The organism is Actinacidiphila cocklensis (genome assembly GCF_907177275.1).
Lineage (GTDB): Bacteria > Actinomycetota > Actinomycetes > Streptomycetales > Streptomycetaceae > Actinacidiphila > Actinacidiphila cocklensis.
This window is the reverse complement of the sequence record NZ_CAJSLV010000046.1, coordinates 22,668-42,779: the sequence shown is the minus strand read 5'-3', so window position 1 is coordinate 42,779 and position 20,112 is coordinate 22,668. Positions and strand designations below refer to the sequence as shown.

Genomic DNA, 20,112 nt, shown 5'->3' with positions numbered 1-20,112 from the left:
ACCAGACCCGCCGAAGTGAACCAACTCGCTGAAGCCAACAGAACGGAAGAGGACACCCCGTTGAGGATCACCGTCGTCGGAGCCGCAGGCATGGTCGGCTCGCGTGTCCTCGCCGAGGCCGCCCGCCGGGGCCACGACCTCGTCGCGGTCTTCCGCACGCGGCGGCCCGGCGCCCTGCCGCCGGGTGCGACCGCCGTCGAGGGCGACGCGGACGACCCCGCCCGCATGGGCCGGCTGCTCGACGGTACCGACGTCGTCGTTGCCGCGACCCGCCCGCCGGCCGGCCGGGAACCCACCCTCGTCGCCACCACGACCGCGCTGCTCGACGCGGCCGATGCCGCCGGCGCGCGCATCCTCGTCGTCGGCGGCGCGGCACCGCTGCGGATACCCGGGGACTCCGGCCGGCTGGTCGCCGACAGCCCGGTGTACGTACCGGCGGAGTACCGCGCAGCCGCTGCGGCCAGCGCCGCCCAACTCGACGCCTGCCGCGCCCACATGGCCGACTGGGTCTACCTCAGCCCGCCCGCCCTCCTCGAACCCGGCGCCCGCACCGGCACGTACCGCCGCGGCACGGACGCCCTCCTGGTCCGCCCCGACGGCACGTCCCGTATCTCGGCGGAGGACCTGGCGGTGGCGGTCCTGGACGAGATCGAACGCCCGGGCGGCGAGCGGCACTTCACCGTCGGCTACTGAACCGCCGGCTAGATACCGGGGTGCCGGTCAGAAGGGGCTGCGCTGGTCAGTGGGTTCGGCGACGCGCTGCGCGGGGGTGCCCTGGCTGTGCACCGTGGGCCTGCGGCCCGGGATCAGCAGACAGGAGGCCAGTCCGGCGACCGCGGCCACGGCCAGCAGTGCGAATGCCGCGGTGTATCCGCCGTCACTGGGGAATCCCCCGCTGGTGGTGCTGGAGGTGAGGACGCTGGAGACGAGGGCGGCGCCGACCGCACCGCCGATGGTGCGGATGTTCGCGTTCATCCCGCTGGCCGCGCCGGTGTGTTCGGCGGGGACGGCGTGGACCACCACCGCCGAGAGGGCGGAGAGCCCGATACCGAACCCGATCCCGCCTATGGAGGTCGCGACAACGATCTGCCACACCTGCTCATGAAATGCCGAGATCAGTGAGAAGGAGACGATCACGGGGACGGATCCCAGGATGAGCAGGATCTTCGTCGGAATGATCCTGGCCAGGGGGCCGGCGGCGAAGCCGCTGATCAACTGGGTCACCGTGATCGGCAGGAACAACAGGCCGGAGACCGCGATCGACTTGCCGAGTCCGTAGCCCGTACTGGTCGGGACTTGCAGGAACGACGGGATGAAGCCGAAGGACGAGTACAGGGTGACGCCGAAGAGGAACGAGGCGACGTTCGCGGTCCACACCGGTCGAAGCCGGAACACCCGCATGTCGATCAGCGGGTGGCGGGAGCGGGTCTCCACCGTGGCCCAGATTCCTCCGGCCACGATCGCGGCGGCGAACAGGACCAGCGTCCTGGCCGATCCCCAGCCCCACTCCTCTCCGAGGCTCAGGGGAAGCAGCAGCAGAACCAGCGCCGCGGCGAGTGCGAGGGCCGCCGGCCAGTTCATCCGCCCCTCGGCCGTCGACCCGGTGCGGGGGATGAACAGGAAGACGGCAAGGGCCACGATGGCGTTGGCGATGGCCGGAAGCCAGAAGAGCCAGGGCACACCGAGATGGGTGATGATCGGGCCCGTCACGAGCACGCCGATCGCGCCGCCCACCGAACTCGTCGCCGCGATCATCCCGACGGTGGCCCCGACCTTCGCCCGGGGCACCAGGTCACGGACGATGCCGAAAGCCAGCGGGAGTGTCGCACCTCCCGCGCCCTGGACCACACGGCCGACGACCAGCACCGGCAGGCTGGTGGCCAGCGCCGCGATCACGCTGCCGGCCGCCAGGACCCCGAGCATGGCGATCATGGTGCTGCGCTTGCCGACCCGATCTCCCAGCCGCCCCAGCACGGGAGTGAGAACAGCGCTGGACAGCAGGAACGCGGTGAGTACCCAGCTCACTCCGACCTGGTCGGTGTGCACGCGTCCGCGCAGCGCCTCCAGCCCGGGATTCACCATCGACTGCACCAGCGCGTAGGACACGGTCGCAATGGACAGAGTGGCGAGCGTGATTCCTGCGCTGCGCGCGCGGGGCTCAGGCGTCGGCACGGAGTTGTTCGGGGCCGCTAGAATGGACTTCATAGTCCAATGATGCCTACAAAAATAGGACCGTCAAGTCCATTCTAGCCGCCGAGGCCGGGTATGTGCCGCCCTCCGGGCGAGGCGGCGTGCGGACGTGAGCGCCTCCACGCCGCGCAGCGGCGCCTCCTTCCATGCGTCGTACGGCTTGGATGCCACCGCGCGCGCCTGGGGTGAGGACTTTCCGAGTTCGGACGTGAGACTGCCCGGCGGGCAGCGCTGTCCCGGTTCCGCGTAGCGGTTGATCAGGCGGTTGATCACGGCCTCACGCCACTTCTGCCAGGACTCCCAGGCCGTCAGGCCGCCGAGGTGCGGCTGCTGAGCCTCAAGGACCTGTTCGGCTTCGTGCTCGGCCACGGCGATGAGCAAGTCGGATCGTCCGTGACCGCCCCGCGGGGCCGTACGGGCCGCAGGGTGCTCTCTGTCAAAGATCCCGCCGCGGTACGGCCCAAGATTGGACTTGACGGTCCAGTCACAAGCGGTACACACTTCAATGGACCGGCAAGTCCAGAAATGAGCTCCCTGGGTGGCCTCACCGCCCTTTCAACGTGGAAGAGCACCGATCCATGCCGAGGACGGCCGCAGGGTGATGAGAACGACGGAGGTACGACCGATGGATGTCATCGAACGCCTGAGCACGATTGAGGACCTGCGCCGCCTGATGGCGCGCTACGTCTACAACGCCGACCTGCAGCGCTGGGAAGACCTGGCGTCGCTTTTCACCGCCGACGGCACGTTCACCCCGCACAACGTCGACGGTTCCGTCGCGGCCCGCATGGAGGGCCGGTCGCAGATCGCCGAGTCGATTCCGGCGAACGTCGGCCCCGAGGCAGTGGTGGTCCACCACCTGTTCTCCGACGAGATCGACGTCGAGTCCGAGACCTCCGCCCGCGGGGTGTGGGCGATGGAGGACCTGATCGAACGCCCCGCGAGTACCGGGCCCGACGGCAGGCCGCGGTTCACCTCCATGCACGGCTTCGGGCACTACCGCCCCCGGTTCGCCAAGGTCGACGGGGTCTGGAAGATCGCCGAGCTCGTACTGACCCGGGTCCGGATGGACCTCGAGTACTGACAAGACCACCGGCCCCGTTGCCGGGGCCGATCATCCCCGAAAGAAGGAATCGCCATCGTGAGCAGCACCCATTCCCCCCGTGATCTGGAGCCGTTCGTCGTCGACGTCCCGCAGGAGGTCGTGGACGACCTCCGTGCCCGGCTGAAGGCCACCCGCTTCGCGTCCGACCCGGAGAACGACGACGAGACCTACGGTCTGAGCACCGCCTACCTCAGGCCCCTGATCGAGTACTGGGCCGACGGCTACGACTGGCGGGCCGCCGAGGCGAAACTGAACGCCTTCAACCAGCACCGCCTGGACGTCGACGGCAGCCCGGTGCACTTCATCCACGAACGGGGCAAGGGCCCGGCGCCGATCCCGCTGCTCCTGATGCACGGCTGGCCGTGGACCCACCACCACTGGCACAAGGTCATCGGCCCGCTCACCGACCCCGCAGCACACGGCGGCGACCCCGCCGACGCCTTCGACGTGATCATCCCCTCCCTGCCCGGCTTCGGCTTCTCCACCCCCCTGGCCAACCCCCGCGAGAACTACGCCGACATGGCCGACCGCTTCCACACCCTGATGACCGACGTGCTCGGCTACGGCAGGTACGGCGTCGGCGCGGCCGACTACGGCGCACTCGTCGGCGCCCGGCTCGGACACAAGTACGCCGACTCCCTCTACGGCATCCACCTCGGCAACGAGATGCCGCCCGCGATGTTCCAGGGCGACCGCTTCTGGGACCTGACCGGCGGTCAGCGCACCGAGGACCTGCCCGAGGCCGCCAGGGCCCGGATCCTGCGCCGCAACAAGACCTACGTCTCCCACGTGGCAGCACACCTGCTCGACGGCCAGACCATCACCCACGGGCTGAACGACTCCCCGGCCGGCATGCTGGCATGGGTCCTCAAGCGCTGGAAGACCTGGAGCGACCGGAACGCCGACTTCGACGCCACCTGGCCCGCCGACGACATCCTCACCTTCGCCACCATCTACTGGGTCAACCAGGCCATCGGCTCCTCCATCCGCGCCTACAAGAACGCCAGCCTCTACCCGCCGAAGCCTGTCAACGACCTGAAGCCCTACGTCCAGGCCCCTGCCGGCTTCACCTTCCTGCTCGGCGACGCCTCGCCCGGCGCCGAGACCGCCGAAGAACGCATCGCGATCTTCAAAGCCGGCGGCGCCCAGTTCTACGCCGACATCCGCGACGTCAACGTCCACGACAAAGGCGGCCACTTCGGGCCCTACGAGAACCCCGAAGCCTGGATCCACGACCTCCGCACCACCTACCGCAAGCTACGGTGACCGCCCGGTCGCCGTACCCCGGCACCCACCACCCTGGGGAGGGGCACGGCCGCCCGGTTCCGCGCACGCCTTGGTCTCGGTGAGTCCGCGGCTGGTTTCGGCGGGCAACCGCGGTGGTACGGATGTACGAGTCCGTTGAGCATGTCGTGGCGTCAGATGTGCTGTGCGGCGAGGGGGGCGGGGCGGGCGGGGGAATCGGAGGGGGCGGCGCGAAGACAGGGGGAGTTGCGGTCGCGGCGGGCTCTGCGCTGCGTGCCCCGCACAGCACCGGCCTGGTCGTTCTCCGGTAGGCGTTCACCGGCACCATCCGGCGCGCTCGCAGCGCGGCCGGCCTTCTCCTCGTCGCGCGTGCCGCGGTCGCGATGAACGTTCGCCTTCGAGGAGGAGCACCGGAGTGAGCCGTCGTCATGAGAGTTCGAAGCACACCACCCCCACCGACCGCGCGTCCGCGGGACCGTCGGGGGAGGACGGGAACACGGCCGGTCTCAGCCGGCGCGGGATGCTGTGGCGCGGCGGGCTCGCCACCGCCGCCGGCGTCGGCGTGCTCGGCGCGCTGAGCGAGCAGCACGCGGACGCCGCAACCGGCAGCCAGTCCGGGCTGTTCAACCCGTTCGACTACGGGGCGGTGGGTGACGGGTCGGCCGACGACACGGCGGCGATCCAGGGGGCGCTGAACGCCGCGAAAGCCGCGCACGGCGGGATCGTGCTCATTCCCGGTGGGTACTCGTACAAGCTGTCCGCCACGCTGGCCGTCTTCTCCGGCACCACGGTCGTCGCCTACGGCGCCTACCTGTTCATGGGGGGCGGGAAGACGGCGACCCTGATGAACGACTCCGGTGACGGCGGCTACGGCTCCTACAGCGGCTACACCGCCCACCGGGACATCGGGGTGGTCGGCGGCACGTGGGACGGCAAGTCCACCGCGACGCAGGGCTTCACGATCAACCACGGCCGCAACTACCTGTTCCGCGATGTCACGATCCGCAACATCGCGTCCTTCCACGCGATCGATATCCAGGGCATCCAGCACATACGGGTCGAGAACTGCCGGTTCGAAGGCTACGTGCAGGGCAGCAGCACCTTCCCCCGCGGCCCGGTCCAGATCGACAGCGGCACCGAGTCGGGCGACGCGAACCCGTGCGACGACGTCACGATCCAGAACTGCTATGCCGGAGCCTCACCGGTCGCCGGGGAGTCGGGGCCGTGGGGGCGGCTGGTGGACTGCCACACGCAGGGAACCGGACCGCACAGCCGTATCCGCGTACTCGACAACGTCGCCGACAACGTTCTGGACTCGGCGATCCACGCCTACTCCTGGTCCGAGTCGATCATCGAAGGCAACCTCGTCGAGAGTCCGGGGGGCCACGGCATCTACGCGGGGCTGGGACCCAGCGTGTCCGGTTCCCGGCTCATCGTCCGCAACAACATCGTCAAGAACGCGGCCCGCGGCGGTATCCGCGTGGACCCGGTCACCACGGACGGCCCGGCCAGCAGCGGGAGCTGGTCCTACGTCGACATCGACGGCAACCAGATCTACGGGTCGTCCTCCAACGGGATCTACCTCTCGGCCTGCCTCGTCGGCAGCATCTCGAACAACGAGGTCATCAAGGTCCAGACCGCGGCGAACCACTGCATCCAGATCGGCGAGAGTTCGGCGGACGCGAAGTACGCCGTCGAGTCCGTCACCGTGAAGGACAACAGGGTGTACTCCGACGTCACCTCCGCGATCCGGCTCAACGGGGCCTCCGCGTGCGTGCTGACCGGCAACAAGATCATGGGCACGTCCTTCACGAACGCCTTCTCGTGCCGGGACGTCGCGCGGACGGTCATCTCGCAGAACGACTGCGCCAGCAGCGTCACCGGGACCGCCGGCAGCGGCCTGGTCGCCTCGACGTGGCTGGGCGTCGACCCCGCTTCCAACCCGCTGTGCGAGCTGGCCATCTCCGCACCGCAGGGGCAGGCGGCCGTCTTCCACGACTTCACCGGCGCCGCCCCGACCACGTGCGGCGACAACTTCGTGGACGGCACACCGGTCGGAGTGGCGACGGTCACCGCCGGCGGAAGAATCGTGATCACCCCCAGTGCGGCGAACACCCCCACGAAGGTCACCGTCACCTTCCCGGCCGGGCTGTTCACCGTGGCCCCGGTCGTCGTCGCCACGGCCGAGACGAGCCTCCCCGGCAACGAGGTCACCGGAGTGGGCATCGGCAGCCGCACCCCGACCCAGGTCGACATCTGGCTGACCCGCACCAACACCACGGCCACGTCGGTCAGCTGGATCGCCACCGGCTCCTGACGCGCCGCCCGGGTCGTGCCGAGGCCACGGCCGGCGCGGCGAAGACCGCCTCGTCACTCCCCGGGCCGGTTGTCCGGCTGCGGGGGTGGGGGGTGGGCATGGCCGCTGGTGGCCGTGCCGGCGCCGGTGACCGTCGGGTTCGCGGTGCGCCAGCAGCGGGCGGTGGAGGAGCCCGACCCGGCACTGTCGCGGGCACTCGGCCACCTCGCCGACGAGCAGCATGAGTACGCGCAGGGCCTGGTGGACCACCGCGCCGCGCCGGCCATCTTCGAGGAGACCTCCTACGTCCCGGCGCCGGCAGCGGTACGTACCGCCGCGGTACGGACGCCCTCCTGGCCCGCGCCGACGGCGCGTCCCGTAAAACCGCCGGCTACCGGCCGGGTCACATGTCGCCTATGGCCATCCACAGTTGGACGTCGGAGACCATCAGCCGGCCCGGGCGCTGGGAGGAGGTGTCGGGGACGGACGCGCGCACGACCGGCCGGTCGCCCTTGGCCACGGTCACCTCCGTACCGGCGAACCGCGGGGCCTTGTCCTTGACGACGGCACGGAGCTTGGCCGCCAGCTTGTCGGCGGTCGCCTGGTCCTTGACGGCCACGCACAGCACCTCGGTGTTCTTGCCCGCGTCGTCCGCCTGCTGGCCGAGGGCCGACAGCCGGACCGGCTTGCCGGTGGACAGCGGGTTGAAGTCGGCGCGGTACACCTCGCCCATGCAGTTCGCGACGAGCTTGTACTCCTCGGTGTCGGCCAGCGAGTCGCCGTGGCCGGGGTCGGACGGGGAGAACCCCTTGGCTTCCGTTGCGTACCTGATCTCGTCCTTCGTGATGACGAAGATCGGCCCGGAGCCGTCCGGCGCCTTCCAGGCCTCCTTGCCGTCCTGCTTGCCCGACGTGTAGCCGTTCTTCTTCAGCGTCGCGGTGATGGCCGCCGGGTCGAACGTGCCGTCCCAGTGCCCCGCGTCGCTGGTGTCGACCGCGGTGTCGATCTGGCTCAGCTTGAGGCTCTCCTCCCACGGCGCGGCCCGGTAGGTGTTCAGCACCGAGCTGGCCGGGTCCCCTATGGTCGTGAAGCGCTTCGCGTCGACCCCCCGCAACTTCCGCACCTGGACGCCGTCGACGTACGTCACCTGCTTCGAGGCGGTGGCGTCGGCCATGTGCCGCAGTGCCTTCAGCGACTCCGTCCCACCGCCGGAACCCGACGAGCAACCGGCGACGGCGGCAAGGAGCGCGACGGCCGCGACGGCCGCAACGGCGGGGGTATGGGCGTGAGCGGGACTGCCAGGAGTTCTCGGTGCTATGCGCATGGCAGCGGAGTCTATGACGCCCCCCTGCTGACCTCACGTCAAATTCCCGGCCCCGGGTGACGGCCCCGCCCCTCACCCGGGGCGGGACCGGAACGCGAACGCCGCCCGCCCGGTGGGTGGGCGGCGTCGCGCGGGCTCAGCGGTCAGGAGCAGGTGGTTCCGTTCAGGGTGAAGCCGGTCGGGGCCGCGTACGCCCCGCTGGAGTTGCCCTGGAAGCCGAACGACTGGGAGCCGCCGGCCGGGATCTGGGCGTTGTAGGACAGGCCGGAGGCGGTGACGGCGCCGGAGGACGGCGTCACGGTGGCGTTCCAGGCGCTGGTGATCGTCTGGCCCGAGGGGAGGGTGAAGCCGAGCTTCCAGCCGTTGACGGCGCTGGAACCGGTGTTGGCCACGGTGACGTTCGCGGTGAAGCCGCCCGACCAGCTCTGCGGGGTGACGGTCACCTTGCAGCCGGACGAGCCGGAGCCGCCGGTGGTGCCGCCGGTCGTGGTGCCGCCGTTGGTGGTTCCGCCGTTCGTCGTCCCGCCGCTCGTCGTCCCGCCGTTGGTCGAACCGCCGCCGATGTTCACCGTCGACGAGAAGGAGTTGACGGCCAGGCCCGCGCCGTTCTGCCAGGGCTCGAAACCGGCCTGGACGCTGGTGAGGTACCAGGAGTTCTGGGCCAGGCCCCGGTTGATCGTCTCGTTGGCGAAGTCCTTGACGTCGAAGCTCCAGCTGTCGATCGCCGAGGGCGCGACGAAGGAGATGACGTCGTTGCCGCCGTTGTTGCCGGTCCACACGTCCCAACTACGCCCGCCCACACTGGCGGCGCCCACTTTCGAGCCCACCGGCTGGACCTGGCCGACGTGGTTGAACCACACCATGATCTCGGTCTTGTTGACGCCGTCCTTCTTGGGCGTCGGGTCGAGCCAGATGTCGTACGCCGCGTCGAAGACCGCGTTGCCGACGAAGCCGTACGAGATGCTGGTGGGGGCGCTGCCGATGGCGCTGAGCTGGGCGGGCAGGTTGGTGCCCGGGGAGCAGTTGGTGTAGTGGCAGCCGTTGAAGATCGACGGGTACGCCTTGGGGGCGCCGTTGAGGGGCACGGAACCGTCGGCCTGGGTGACCTGGAAGCCGGTGCTCGTGACGTTGATGCACTGGGCCTCGCTGGTGCCCCAGCGGTTGTTCTGCACGACGTAGCGGCCCTGGATCGTGGTGCTGCCGTACTGCGTGCAGATCTGGGTGTCGGCGTGGGCCGCGGGCGCCGCGGTCAGCGTGATCAGGCCGCCCACGGCGAGGCCGAGGGCCGCCAGGGCTGCGACGGCGGCCTTGCGGGTGGATCTGAGAGCTTGCTGCAGAGACTTCATGCTGTCCCTTTCGACAGGCACGGAGGTGGGGGGATGTGCAAGCGTTGGGAGGAGTTGTCCCATTCGGTTTCGACGAATTCGATTATGGGAGCGCTCCCACACCGCTCCGAGCACGGGACGATAGGCGGCCGCCGGGCACGTGGCAAGAGTTACGTCCGTATCGGCTGTACGGACGAGTTGCGCGTGTGCCTGCGGAGGGCGGCCGCGCGGGCGGGGTTGACTGGCCGTCACACGAGTACCCGCGGGCGGGTGAGCGCAAGGGAGGGGGCCAGGGGTGGCGGGACGCGAGGGTGCCGGGCTGGACTACGCGGCCCTCTTCGCCGCGGTGCCCGCGGCCTGCGTGGTGCTCGACCGCGAACTGACGATCGTCGCCACCAACGACGCGTACACCGAGGTCACCGGGCGCCCGGCGGCCGAACTGACCGGGCGGTCCTTCTTCGACGCCTTCCCGCCCGATCCGGGTGACCCGACGGCGCGTGGAGTCGAGGCCCAGCGCGACTCGCTCGAAGCGGTGCTGGCCTCGCGGCGTGGCAACATGCTGCTCCTGCAGCGCTTCGCGATTCCCCGGGCCGGCCGGGCGGGTGAGTTCGAGCCGCGCTGGTGGAACGTGGTGAACCGGCCGCTCATCGGGGCCGACGGGCAGGTCGATCTGATCATCCACCGCGTCGAGGACGTCACCGCCTTCGTCAGGTCCGAGCGCGTGACTGCCGGACCCGCGCCCGACGGGGAGCGGGCAGCCGCGCCGCATGCGGAACTCTTCAGCCGGGCAGAGCAGTTGGGGCAGGCCCACACCCGGCTGCAGAGGTCGACGGCCCACAGCCACGACGTGGCGCTCACTCTCCAGCAGGCCATGCTCGCCACTCCCGACCTGAGGGGGCACCCCGAGATCGCGGTGCGCTACCGGCCGGCGATGCGCGGAATGAACGCCTGCGGTGACTGGTACGACGTGGTGGACCTGCCCGAGGGGCGGCTCGGCCTGACCGTCGGCGACGTGGTGGGCCACGGGGTGAACGCCGCCAGCACCATGGGCATGCTGCGCAGCGCGCTCAGCGCCGCCATCCGGGTCGCCGACGGGCCCAGCGGTGCGCTGGAGGCGCTGGGACTGTACTCGCGCTCCCTGGACGGCGCGACGGCCACCACGACCTTCGCCTGCCAGATCTTCCCGGTCAGCCGGTTGCTGACCTACAGCAACGCCGGCCACCCCCCGCCCGTGCTGATGCACGCCGACGGCACGCACCACCTGCTGGACGGCGCCACCGACCCGCCGCTCGGCGTACGGATCGAACACGTCCCGAGGCCGCAGGCTTCCGTCGAATACAGCCGGGGCGACCTGCTGGTGATGTACACCGACGGCCTGATCGAACGCCGCGGCGAGGACATCGACGCGGGCCTGGACCGCCTGGTCGCCGTCACACAGGAACTCCGCGACCTGCCGCCCGAGGACCTGGCCGACGGCCTGCTGCACGCCCTGGCCAACCCCGACGGCCAGCAGGACGACATCTCCTTGATGGTGACCCGGCTCTGAGCCCCGGCCCCGCCGCGGCGGTTGCCCGCGGGTCAGCAGCCCGGTTGCGGCCCTGCCCGTCCAGGTCGATGAGGCTGCCCGCGGCGGCCACGCCGACCGCGCGCGGCCCGGCCGCGGGCGAACGTGACAGTGCCTCGCGTCACCAGCCGATACCGAGGGTCAGACTCGTCGGCGCGTTGGCGTCAGCGAGGATCTGCACGGACGACTGGTCGTTGATGTCGTCGTAAGGGAAGCCGTAAGAGCGGCTGTTGAGGCTGATCGTGTGGAAGAAGCCGGCGTAGTCGTTCTTCACGCTTCCCGTGTAGTAGGCGGACGGGGTGTACCACTGCGAAGTGTCGAGTGCGACGCCGCGGTTGAACGCGGCGCAGAATTCGGCGCCGAGCTGCTTCTCCGTGTCGCTGCCCGAGGCCAGGGTGCCGGCGCAGGCCATCACGTCCGGTGAGGTGGGCTTGTCGAGCCGGAACGGGCCGACGCCGTTCTTCGTGAAGGTCAGGGTGGTGGCGCTGACCCGCCCGGTGAAGGTCTCGCCGAGCCTGGTGAGGGTGAACTGGTGCGAGGTGTAGTAGGACCAGGCCTGGTCGACAGCGGGCTGCAGGTAGTTCGCCTGCGAACCGCCGGCGAGGAACGCACCGGACGAGCGGGGGGCCACGATCCGGTAGGTGTTCTGCAGCGCCTTGAACGGGGCGCCGACCGACGCGGCGTACTGCGACATCACCTGTGCCCGGGTGAGGGTGATGCCGGCGGTGTTGTCGTAGCCGCTGGAGGTCTGTTGCAGCCGGGAGGTCATGGGGAAGCCGAACTGGTCGACCTGGGTCGTGTTACCGCCGAAGGCCACCTGGCCGGCGACATAGGTGTACTCGTACCAGTCGTAGGGGACATCGCTGTTGGGGTCGGCCGGATTGCGCAGGTCGGGTCCGCCCCACCCCTGGTCGTCCGGGGAGACCGGGATGTAGAGCGGCGAGCCGAGGGAGATGTAGATCCGCCCGCCGCGGATCTGGCCGGGGGAGGCGACGGTGTGCGCCTGGGCCAACGTGAAGGACATGGCGGGGTAGTTCACGCCGTTCTTGGTGAGATGGCCGGGGGCGGTGGCGTCCAGGTGGTTGATGTGGGCCATCGACCCGTCCGGCTTCATGTACGACCACTGGCCGGGCGTCACCTGGCCCAGCACGGTGACGTAGACCTGCGAGTCGCTGAACGTACCGCGGGTGTTGTTCTGGAACGCGATCGGGAAGCTCCCGGTCCCACCGCCCCCTGTGCCGCCTGTGCCGCCGGTCCCCCCTGTGCCGCCGGTCCCGACGGTGTAGCGGAAGTGCGGGGTGTCGTAGAGCGGGCCGGCCTTCTCGTAGGTGAACCAGTACTCGAGGCTGAAGCCCGCGGCCAGCCCCGCGACGTTCTGCCGCCAGGTGCCGCCACTGGCTGCCATCCGGAAGTCCTGCTCGCCGAGGCCGCCGCCGGGCAGGTAGTGGACGTCGACGAGCGACGCGGGGGTGGTGGGGGTGAACCAGATCTGGACCGAGCCGCTGCCGGTCTGCACGACCCCTTGCGTGTAATCGTCGGCGGCGTGCGCACCGGACACGCAGGTCAGCCCGAGGCCGAGAACGGCCAGAACGGTGAGGAGCGCGCCGAGCAGCCTGCGCCGTGCCGGGGTGAGCCAGGTGGGGGGAGTCATGGGTGCCCTTCCGCGCGGGGTCGGATGAGGGAGCGCCGGCGCCGTGGCCGGCGGCGCCGGCGCTCTCGGCGTGAACATTGAGAGCGCTCTCAGGTCGTGCTGTGCGGACAATGTGCGACCCCGCCGGTGGGCGGGTCAAGAGCGCCGACCGAAAAGGTCTGGACCGGGTTTCGTGCGCCGTCGCCGCCGTTGCCGCCGCCGGCGGAAACGGGCAGGTCGGCGTGCGTTGTTAAGTTGATCTTGTTCAAGTTATTGACGAGTGCGCGTCACGCACTGAGACTCCATCTCGATCCTGTTGGGTGAGAGCGCTTCCAAGCCGCTGACTCGAAGGTTTCCTCGACGGAGGACGCTTGTCGTCGATTGAGGCGTGTAGGCGTGATCTGTACGGACCGCACATCTCGTTCACTTCCTGAACGGAAGGGATTCCCTCGGGTTTTCCCGCGCAGTGCCCGTTCTGACCTCTTCGGCCAACCCCCACCATCGGAGAAAGGTCCTCATGCCCATGAGTAAGAACGCACATCCCAGCGCCGCCTCCCCGGGCGCCCCGCCCCGGAGCCGGCGCGCCCTTCCGGCCGTGATCGGCGCGCTGCTGCTGCTTCTCGCCGGCGCCCTGGGGCTCTCGGTCACCGGCGGCTCGGCCGCGGCGGCGGTGCCGGGGCCGCCGGCCGGCTGGACCACGATCTTCAGCGACGACTTCAACGGCGCGTCCGGCAGCGGCCTGAACCGGTCCGACTGGCTCTACGACACCGGTACGGGCTACGGCTACCCGGGCGCCGCCACCATGTGGGGCACCGGCGAGATCGAGACGGCCACCGACTCGACCGCCAACGTCTACCAGGACGGTTCCGGCCACCTGGTGATCAAGCCGATCAAGGACGCGTCAGGGCACTGGACTTCGGGCCGGATCGAGACCCAGCGCACGGACTTCGCGGCACCCGCGGGCGGCCAGTTGGAGATCAGCGCGTCGCTCAAGCAGCCCGCGCCGGCCCAGGGCCTCGGCTACTGGCCCGCGTTCTGGGCGATGGGCGCCGACGCCCGGCCGGTCGGCGCGACCAACTGGCCGAGCATCGGCGAGCTGGACATCATGGAGGACGTCAACGCGCTGAGCCAGCACTCGACCACCTTCCACTGCGGTGTGTGGGCCGGCGAGTGCCACGACCCCGACGGCATCAGCAGCGGGCTCCAGGCCTGCTCCGGCTGCCAGAGCGGCTTCCACACGTACTCGGTGGTCATCGACCGCACCAACACCGCCGCCGAGCAGCTGCGGTTCCTGCTGGACGGCCAGGTGACGTACACGGTCAACGAGAACCAGGTCTCCACCGGCACCTGGCAGGCGGCCGTCGACCACGGCTTCTTCGCCATCTTCGACGTGGCGATCGGCGGTTCGTACCCCAACAAGGTCTGCGGCTGCACCTCGCCGTCGGCCGACATCAGCTCGGGCGCCGCCATGACGGTCGACTGGATCGCCGTCAACCGGACCACCAGCGGCAGTACGTCCACGGGCACGTCGACGGGCACGTCGACGGGCACCTCCACCGGCACGTCCACCGGCACGTCCACCGGTACGTCGACGGGCACCTCCACCGGGACCACCAACGGCGGTTCCAGCGGCGGGAGTACGACCGGGCCCGACTACACCGCGAGCGCCGCGACCACCGGTTCCGGGCAGGTGCGGCTCACCTTCGTGCCGACGACGCCCGCCGCCTACGTGGACGTGCACTACCTGGTCAACGGCGCGGGCCAGCAGAACTTCCGGATGGCCAACAGCGGAGGCACCTGGACGCAGAGCATCAACGGGCTGGCGTCGGGCAGCGTCGTCACGTACTGGTTCACGTACGAGAAGAGCGGGCCGCAGTACGACACCCCGCACTTCACGTACACCTACAGCGGCTAGCCGCCGGCCCCCGCCGCTCGGCCCGAGCCGTCGGGCGGCGGGGGATCGCCGTCTCACTGAGGCGGCGATCCGCCGGGGACCCGCCTCACGCGGCGGCGTCGAGGACCACCCGGAAGCGGGCGCGGCCCGACAGCATGTGCGCGTACGCCTCGGGCGCCGCGGACAGCGGCATCACCTCGACGCTCGGGCGGATGCCCTGCGCCAGGCAGAACTGCAGGTTGTCCTCGTTCTCGATCGGCGTGCCGGTGAGGCTGCCGCTGATCCGGCGGGTGCCGAAGATCAGGTCGGCGGTCTGCACGGAGAGCGGGTCGGGGGCGGCGCCCAGCACGATCAGCTGCCCGCGGGCGCGCAGGCCGGAGATCAGCGGCGTCATCGAGGCCCCGCTCGCGGCCGTCGCGATGACGGCGGCGGCGCCACCGAGCCCGCGCAGCTCCTCGCCGGGGTCGGTGGCCAGGCTGTCGATGTAGTGGTCGGCGCCCAGCGCCCGCGCCAGCTCGGCCTTCTCGCCGCCCCGCGCGATGGCGGCGACGCGGTAGCCGAGCCGGTGGGCGTACTGCAGGGCGAGGTGCCCGAGCCCGCCGATGCCCTGGATCGCGACCAGGGCGCCGGGCTCGGCGTCGACGGCTGCCAGGCCCTTGTACGAGGTCAGCCCCGCGCACAGCAGCGGCGCGGCGTCGACGGAGGACAGCCCGTCGGGGATGCGGACGAGGCCGGTGGCCCGTGTGACGACCGACTCGGCGTAGCCCCCGTCCACGGTCGTGCCGGTCTGCGGCTGGTTCTCGCAGTTGACGAAGTCCCCGCGGCGGCAGTTGCGGCACTCGCCGCAGTGGCCGCCGAGGAAGCCGACGCCCACCCGGTCGCCTTCGCGCCACGCGGTCACGCCCGCGCCCACGGCGTCGACGACGCCGACGATCTCGTGGCCCGGCACGATCGGGTGTGCCGGGTCGGCACGCACGCCCTCCGCGGCGAGCACGTCGGTGTGGCAGACGCCGCAGGCCTCGACCCGCAGCCGCACTTCGCCTGCGCCGGGCTCCTGGCGCCTGCGGCGGACGGCGGCGAAGTTGTGGGAGCCGGTGACCTGGAGGGCTCGGTAGTCAGACATGGGTGTCCTCGTCTCGTGGTGGGGTCCGGCCTATATGACCGGTCGTCTTAAAAATGGCCGCAAGGAACCGCTGGGGGTTCCCGGGGGAGGGGTCAGCGCTGCGGGGCGGCGAGAAGGCGGTCGAAGGTCTGCGCGAAGAAGACGGTGAAGGGCCGGTCGGAGCGGGCGGCCCGGGCCGTAAGGATCGCGCCCTCCCAGGCGCAGAGCAGGAACAGCGCGGTGTCGTCCGGGTCGAGGCCCGGGTCGGCGGAGCCGTCGCGGACCGCGTCGGCGACCGCACGGCTCAGTGCCTGGGACCAGCCGTCGAAGCCGTGCTCCACCCCGTCGCGCAGCGTGCCGCTGTGGTCGGCGATCTCGGCGCCGAAGTTGCCGAGCAGGCAGCCGCGGCTGTAGCCGTACTCCTGCTGCTCGTCGCGCAGGAAGGTGAAGTGGCGGCGCAGGCGCTCCACCGGGGGGACGGCGGGGTCGGCCAGCTCGGCCAGCCGCCGGGAGGCGCCGTACCGCTCCAGGATGGTGAGCGCGAGGGCTTCCTTGCTGGCGAAGTGGTTGTAGAACGAGCCCTTGGGCACCCCGGCGTCCGCGGTGATGTCCTTGACGCCGGCCGCGTTGTAGCCGTGCGTGTGGAAGCGCTCGGCCGCCGCCTCGACGATCTCCTCGCGCATGCTCTGCCTGGCCATCGGCCCGCCTCCGGTTCTCGGGTACTCCTCCAATATGACCAGTCGTCTTAGCTCTGTCAAGCGGCGCGGTCGGCCTGCGGGCGTGAGCACGACGCGGTGGCCCGGCGGGGAGCTGGACGCGGTCGACGCTCTCGTGCTGACCGGGCACGTGGCCCGCGCGGAGAAGCGGGGCTCGTACGCAGGCGGTCGCCGCACGACGGGCGCGGGGTGCTGGTGAGCCTCACGGACGAGGGCCACCGCGTCACCGACCCCGGTGCCGCGGAGATCGCACGGCGGGTGGCGGAACTCTGTGCCGCGCTGAGCCCGCAGGAGGCGGCGCTCCCCCGCGGCTTGGCGGCGATCCATTCGGCGGGGCGCCGCGGGTAAGTCCCCGCGGGCTCCTGTGAGTTCGCGGGGGCTCTTCGGGCTTCGCCTCAGGGCAGCGCGAGGACGCAGAACTCGTGGCCGTCCGGGTCGGTCAGGCACGTCCACGGGACGTCGCCCTGGCCGATGTCGAGGTCGGTGGCCCCGAGGGCGCGCATCCGGGCCACCTCGGCCGCCTTGTCGTCCCCCGGGTACGGCAGCAGGTCGAGGTGGACGCGGTCCGGCACGGTCTTCCCGTCGGACTTGCGGAGGAACTCAAGATACGGGCCTGTGCCCTTGGCGGAGCGCAACGAGGCGTAATCGTCGGCCACTTCCTGCACGGTCCAGTCCACCGCCGCACCCCAGAACCGGGCCATGGCCCGCGGGTCCGCACAGTCGACCACCACCGCGGCGATCGGCCCGGTGTCCCGGTAGACCTCCCGCGGCTCCAGCACGCAGAACTCGTTGCCCTCGGGGTCGGCGAGCACCGTCCACGGCACGTCGCCCTGGCCCACGTCGGCGGGCGTCGCACCGAGCGTCTTCAGGCGCGCGACCAGCTCCGCCTGATGGGCCGCGGAGGTGCTGGCCAGATCGAGGTGCACGCGGTTCTTCACCGCTGTCTTGGCCTCCGGGACGCCGACGACGTCGACGCAGACGGCCTCCGGGTGCGGCCAGACGAGGTCCCCCGCGGGGGCGGCGTAGGTCGTCGGGCCCGATTCCCCGCTGAACACGCTCCAGCCGAGCGCGTCCGCCCAGAACCGCCCGACCGCCGCGTGGTCGACGGCCTTGATGTTCACCTGGACAAGTCGCAGCGCCATGCGGGCGATCCTACGCACCGGCTCCGCGACGGCATCCGGCCCACACCGTGCGGCACGCTCACCACAGCGCGGGGGGCTCCATCTCCGTGGCCCGGAGCAGGATGCTCCGCGTGGAGCCCATCCCCTGGACGTCGACGTCACTGGAGAGCGCGGCCACTTCGCGCAGCAGCGGCCGGATGTCGACCCCGGCGTCCCGCGCCTTCCCGGACAGGCCGTTCAGGCCGACCATCATGTCCCGCCCGTCGATGCCCTGGTCCTCGACGGAGATCTCCAGCAGCCGCTGCCGGAAGCCCCGCTGCGTGGGCTCGTAGGGCAGCGAGGTGGCCCAGCGGAACGAGCCGCACCGGTCAAGAAGCGCACGCAGCGCGACCCTTGCGTCCTCGCCGCCCTCCTCGTACCGGGAGAGCACCTCCCGCAGTGCCGCCTCGGCCTCCGGCCGGACCCCGGCCTCGTCCAGCGGATGCGGACGCTTCCTCATCTTCTCGGCCCAGCCGGGGTCGGTGAGATCCACCGGCCTCTTCGCGAGCGGTTCGACGCATGCATCGATGAGCGTGACCCACTCCTCCAACTCGGCCAGTTCGCTCATGGGTTCCACGGTAACGGGCGGTCACGCGCTCGGGGGGCGGTTGTACCTGTCCATGCTGGCCTTGTTGGTGGAGGCGTCATGGAAGATCAGCTCCCAGGGGCCGGTGTTGACATCCATCTCCGTGCCGAAGCCGACCCACTTGCCGGTCAGTCGGCGCCCGGTGGGTTCGCCGAGGAGCTGGACGGCGCCGTGGTAGCGGGCGCCGCGGTAGTGGCCTTCCTCCGCCGTCTGCTCGACCCATGTGCCGGTGACGACGTTGCCGTCGGCGGTGAGGTCCATGGTGAGCGGTGAGTCCGACGAGCCGGGCAGGCTGCGTACGGTCAGGCGGTTGGCGTGCTGGAGGATCACCACGTGGTGCAGGCCGGTGAAGACCTGGTTGTCCCTGCTGGAGGAGACGTACTCGTAGCGGGAGAGCCATATCCCTGAGTAGTTGCCCCGTGGGGCCGGTTGCGTGGTCGGCATGCCGTGGACGGCTGCTATCCCGGTGGGCGGGTTGTCCAGGTCGTAGCCGCCGTTGCCGTCGCTGCTCACGCGGGCCTGGGGAACGGCGAGTGCGAATCCGAGGGCTTCTATGGGCAGGCCGGTGATGGTTTCGAGGGCACGCGCGTACGCCGGTCGCGGCGAGAGGGAGATCCCCGCCTCCCAGCGCTGCACGAGCCGCTTGGACGCGTCGTTGGGCTCCCCTGCGCGCTGGCCGGCCTCGCGCAGGGCACGGGCGAAGTCGTCCTGGGACATGAGGAGGCCCATGCGGGTCGCCCGCAGGGCGCTGTTGGGTGTGGCCATGGGTTCACGCTAGCTCTCTGACGGCGGCAATGGCACCGAAATGACGCCCCCGATGTCGCCGTTCCGACACCGCCAATGACGTTACGTGAGGCGACATTTCGGCGTCAGTCTAGGGGTATGAGCGATGCGATGCAGTGAGGAACCCCGCGGGAGCACGACGTGAGCGGCGGTAGGGGAGGAGTCGGGCCGGAACCGCTGCGGGCGCTGCCGTGGACGGGTGAGGACGGCAAGCCGTGCTACTTGAGCACCGACGGCGGGAACTCGTTCATCTCGCGTCTGGCTGATGCTCTCGAATTGGCGGGAGAGTCAACCGAGTTCGTGGGTGCTCCGACGGGTGGTGGTCAATGCGTTCAGGGCGCCGTGCCGCTAACTCGGGTGTACCGGTGGCGTCGTGACCCGCGCAGCGTGGTCTGGGCGCGGCGGCTGCTGCTGTGGCACCTGGAGGCGTGGGGCATGGACAGGCTGGCGGGCGTCGCGGAACTGGTGGTGTCGGAGCTGGTCACCAACGCCGTGCGGCATGCGCACGGCCCGGAGGACACCCTGGTCGAGACGTGGTTCCGGCCGTTGCCCGACGGCGGACTGCTCATCGAGGTGCATGACGCGAGCAGCCGCAGGCCGGAGTTGCGGCAGCCGTCGTCGGACGCCGAGTCCGGGCGCGGCCTGGCGTTGGTGGATGCGCTCACCGGCGGGAGCTGGGGAGTGAGCGGCCGTGAGGGGGTCGGGAAACTCGTGTGGGCCGAGTGTGCGGTCGAGGGTGACAGTGACGAGGTGTCCGGTGCGGGTCGGGGCGGGCGGAGGCGGGAGCGTCCGCGCAGCCTGCACCAGGAGCCGGAGGCCGTGACCTGGGCGCGTGAGAAGAGCGGCCTGACGAAGCGGCGGCTTGCCGAACTGGTCGGCATCTCGGAGCAGTTGATGGGTGAGGTCGAGTCCGGCCGGCGCAGCGCCACCCCCGCCGACCTGGCCAGGATCGCCCGGGCGTTGAACTGCCCGGTCGTCGTCCTGGAACGCAGGCACTCCGGCTCCCGCCGTGCGGCGTCGACCTGACCGCCCGCCCCGGTCCTGCCACCCCGCCCGCGCCGTCCGCGCCTCCTCGCGCGGGCGGGGCCGCGGTTACGGCGTGGGTCTCCGGAGACGCCTTCCGCGGGGTGGGGCGAGGGGGGTTGACGGGGTTCAGGGGTGGGGGAACACTCGGGGCGCGTGGGGGTGACAA

The 20,112-nt window shown here is 70.8% G+C and carries 18 protein-coding genes; 8 read left to right on the top strand and 10 right to left on the bottom strand.

The window, feature by feature from the left end; translation table 11 throughout:
- The first annotated feature begins 60 nt into the window (after positions 1 to 60).
- The gene (locus tag NFU81_RS09575; RefSeq protein WP_251487473.1) at positions 61 to 693 is read left to right on the top strand and encodes an NAD(P)-dependent oxidoreductase; all 633 of its coding nucleotides are present in this window, start codon (positions 61 to 63) and stop codon (positions 691 to 693) included.
- 27 nt (positions 694 to 720) lie between these two features.
- Here NFU81_RS09575 and NFU81_RS09570 read toward each other — a convergent pair whose 3' ends face one another.
- Both NFU81_RS09570 and NFU81_RS09565 read right to left on the bottom strand, forming a co-directional pair.
- On the bottom strand, positions 721 to 2,205 hold the full coding sequence (locus NFU81_RS09570; RefSeq protein ID WP_251487459.1) for an MFS transporter: 1,485 nt from the start codon (positions 2,203 to 2,205) through the stop codon (positions 721 to 723).
- 30 nt (positions 2,206 to 2,235) lie between these two features.
- A complete protein-coding gene (locus NFU81_RS09565; RefSeq protein WP_251487454.1) occupies positions 2,236 to 2,571 on the bottom strand; it encodes a hypothetical protein in 336 nt (111 codons plus the stop codon).
- Between the two features lie 244 nt (positions 2,572 to 2,815).
- Here NFU81_RS09565 and NFU81_RS09560 point away from each other — a divergent pair, with 244 nt between their 5' ends.
- From NFU81_RS09560 to NFU81_RS09550, 3 genes are all read left to right on the top strand, one after another.
- Entirely contained in the window at positions 2,816 to 3,274 is a 459-nt protein-coding gene (locus tag NFU81_RS09560) for a nuclear transport factor 2 family protein (protein ID WP_251487452.1), read from the top strand.
- Positions 3,275 to 3,331: 57 nt separating this feature from the next.
- Complete coding sequence (locus tag NFU81_RS09555; protein WP_251487449.1) at positions 3,332 to 4,561, top strand: epoxide hydrolase family protein; 1,230 nt, start codon at positions 3,332 to 3,334, stop codon at positions 4,559 to 4,561.
- 394 nt (positions 4,562 to 4,955) lie between these two features.
- Positions 4,956 to 6,857: a right-handed parallel beta-helix repeat-containing protein gene (locus tag NFU81_RS09550; protein ID WP_251487447.1), complete on the top strand. Its 1,902-nt coding sequence runs from the start codon at positions 4,956 to 4,958 to the stop codon at positions 6,855 to 6,857.
- Between the two features lie 382 nt (positions 6,858 to 7,239).
- Here NFU81_RS09550 and NFU81_RS09545 read toward each other — a convergent pair whose 3' ends face one another.
- Together NFU81_RS09545 and NFU81_RS09540 are read right to left on the bottom strand one after the other, a co-directional pair.
- Positions 7,240 to 8,160 (bottom strand): hypothetical protein, encoded by a 921-nt coding sequence (locus NFU81_RS09545; RefSeq protein ID WP_251487445.1) that lies wholly within the window; start codon positions 8,158 to 8,160, stop codon positions 7,240 to 7,242.
- A 143-nt stretch (positions 8,161 to 8,303) separates the two neighbouring features.
- A complete protein-coding gene (locus NFU81_RS09540) occupies positions 8,304 to 9,506 on the bottom strand; it encodes a glycoside hydrolase family 12 protein (protein ID WP_251487442.1) in 1,203 nt (400 codons plus the stop codon).
- Positions 9,507 to 9,780: 274 nt separating this feature from the next.
- Here NFU81_RS09540 and NFU81_RS09535 point away from each other — a divergent pair, with 274 nt between their 5' ends.
- Positions 9,781 to 11,031, top strand: coding sequence for a PP2C family protein-serine/threonine phosphatase (locus tag NFU81_RS09535; RefSeq protein ID WP_251487439.1), 1,251 nt, complete (start codon positions 9,781 to 9,783; stop codon positions 11,029 to 11,031).
- A 139-nt stretch (positions 11,032 to 11,170) separates the two neighbouring features.
- Here NFU81_RS09535 and NFU81_RS09530 read toward each other — a convergent pair whose 3' ends face one another.
- Positions 11,171 to 12,700, bottom strand: a complete 1,530-nt coding sequence (locus NFU81_RS09530; protein WP_251487436.1) for a glycoside hydrolase family 64 protein — start codon at positions 12,698 to 12,700, stop codon at positions 11,171 to 11,173.
- Positions 12,701 to 13,202: 502 nt separating this feature from the next.
- Here NFU81_RS09530 and NFU81_RS09525 point away from each other — a divergent pair.
- On the top strand, positions 13,203 to 14,594 hold the full coding sequence (locus NFU81_RS09525; RefSeq protein WP_251487432.1) for a glycoside hydrolase family 16 protein: 1,392 nt from the start codon (positions 13,203 to 13,205) through the stop codon (positions 14,592 to 14,594).
- Positions 14,595 to 14,679: 85 nt separating this feature from the next.
- On the opposite strand, the gene NFU81_RS09520 is transcribed toward NFU81_RS09525, so the two are convergent.
- Positions 14,680 to 15,696, bottom strand: a complete 1,017-nt coding sequence (locus NFU81_RS09520; RefSeq protein WP_251487429.1) for an alcohol dehydrogenase catalytic domain-containing protein — start codon at positions 15,694 to 15,696, stop codon at positions 14,680 to 14,682.
- Between the two features lie 92 nt (positions 15,697 to 15,788).
- Positions 15,789 to 16,373, bottom strand: a complete 585-nt coding sequence (locus NFU81_RS09515) for a TetR/AcrR family transcriptional regulator (protein WP_251487427.1) — start codon at positions 16,371 to 16,373, stop codon at positions 15,789 to 15,791.
- Positions 16,374 to 16,455: 82 nt separating this feature from the next.
- On the opposite strand from NFU81_RS09515, the gene NFU81_RS40795 reads away from it, so the two are divergent.
- A complete protein-coding gene (locus NFU81_RS40795) occupies positions 16,456 to 16,590 on the top strand; it encodes a hypothetical protein (RefSeq protein ID WP_274038105.1) in 135 nt (44 codons plus the stop codon).
- Between the two features lie 196 nt (positions 16,591 to 16,786).
- On the opposite strand, the gene NFU81_RS09510 is transcribed toward NFU81_RS40795, so the two are convergent.
- Genes NFU81_RS09510 through NFU81_RS09500 form a run of 3 tightly spaced genes read right to left on the bottom strand, consistent with a single transcriptional unit; the run spans position 16,787 to position 18,902 of the window.
- On the bottom strand, positions 16,787 to 17,533 hold the full coding sequence (locus NFU81_RS09510; protein ID WP_251487424.1) for a VOC family protein: 747 nt from the start codon (positions 17,531 to 17,533) through the stop codon (positions 16,787 to 16,789).
- A 58-nt stretch (positions 17,534 to 17,591) separates the two neighbouring features.
- Positions 17,592 to 18,119, bottom strand: coding sequence for a hypothetical protein (locus NFU81_RS09505; protein ID WP_251487421.1), 528 nt, complete (start codon positions 18,117 to 18,119; stop codon positions 17,592 to 17,594).
- Positions 18,120 to 18,140: 21 nt separating this feature from the next.
- Positions 18,141 to 18,902, bottom strand: a complete 762-nt coding sequence (locus NFU81_RS09500; RefSeq protein ID WP_251487419.1) for a helix-turn-helix domain-containing protein — start codon at positions 18,900 to 18,902, stop codon at positions 18,141 to 18,143.
- A 405-nt stretch (positions 18,903 to 19,307) separates the two neighbouring features.
- On the opposite strand from NFU81_RS09500, the gene NFU81_RS09495 reads away from it, so the two are divergent.
- Entirely contained in the window at positions 19,308 to 19,946 is a 639-nt protein-coding gene (locus tag NFU81_RS09495) for a helix-turn-helix domain-containing protein (RefSeq protein ID WP_251487415.1), read from the top strand.
- The last annotated feature ends 166 nt before the right edge of the window (positions 19,947 to 20,112 follow it).

Excerpts from the sequence above, each read along its gene's own strand:
- NFU81_RS09505 (WP_251487421.1), bottom strand. The coding sequence starts at position 18,119 with ATGAGCGAACTGGCCGAGTTGGAGGAGTGGGTCACGCTCATCGATGCA.
- NFU81_RS09515 (WP_251487427.1), bottom strand. The coding sequence starts at position 16,373 with ATGGCCAGGCAGAGCATGCGCGAGGAGATCGTCGAGGCGGCGGCCGAG.
- NFU81_RS09520 (WP_251487429.1), bottom strand. The coding sequence starts at position 15,696 with ATGTCTGACTACCGAGCCCTCCAGGTCACCGGCTCCCACAACTTCGCC.
- NFU81_RS09525 (WP_251487432.1), top strand. The coding sequence starts at position 13,203 with ATGAGTAAGAACGCACATCCCAGCGCCGCCTCCCCGGGCGCCCCGCCC.
- NFU81_RS09530 (WP_251487436.1), bottom strand. The coding sequence starts at position 12,700 with ATGACTCCCCCCACCTGGCTCACCCCGGCACGGCGCAGGCTGCTCGGC.
- NFU81_RS09560 (WP_251487452.1), top strand. The coding sequence starts at position 2,816 with ATGGATGTCATCGAACGCCTGAGCACGATTGAGGACCTGCGCCGCCTG.
- NFU81_RS09570 (WP_251487459.1), bottom strand. The coding sequence starts at position 2,205 with ATGAAGTCCATTCTAGCGGCCCCGAACAACTCCGTGCCGACGCCTGAG.
- NFU81_RS09500 (WP_251487419.1), bottom strand. The coding sequence starts at position 18,902 with ATGGCCACACCCAACAGCGCCCTGCGGGCGACCCGCATGGGCCTCCTC.
- NFU81_RS09545 (WP_251487445.1), bottom strand. The coding sequence starts at position 8,160 with ATGCGCATAGCACCGAGAACTCCTGGCAGTCCCGCTCACGCCCATACC.
- NFU81_RS09540 (WP_251487442.1), bottom strand. The coding sequence starts at position 9,506 with ATGAAGTCTCTGCAGCAAGCTCTCAGATCCACCCGCAAGGCCGCCGTC.
- NFU81_RS09510 (WP_251487424.1), bottom strand. The coding sequence starts at position 17,533 with ATGGCGCTGCGACTTGTCCAGGTGAACATCAAGGCCGTCGACCACGCG.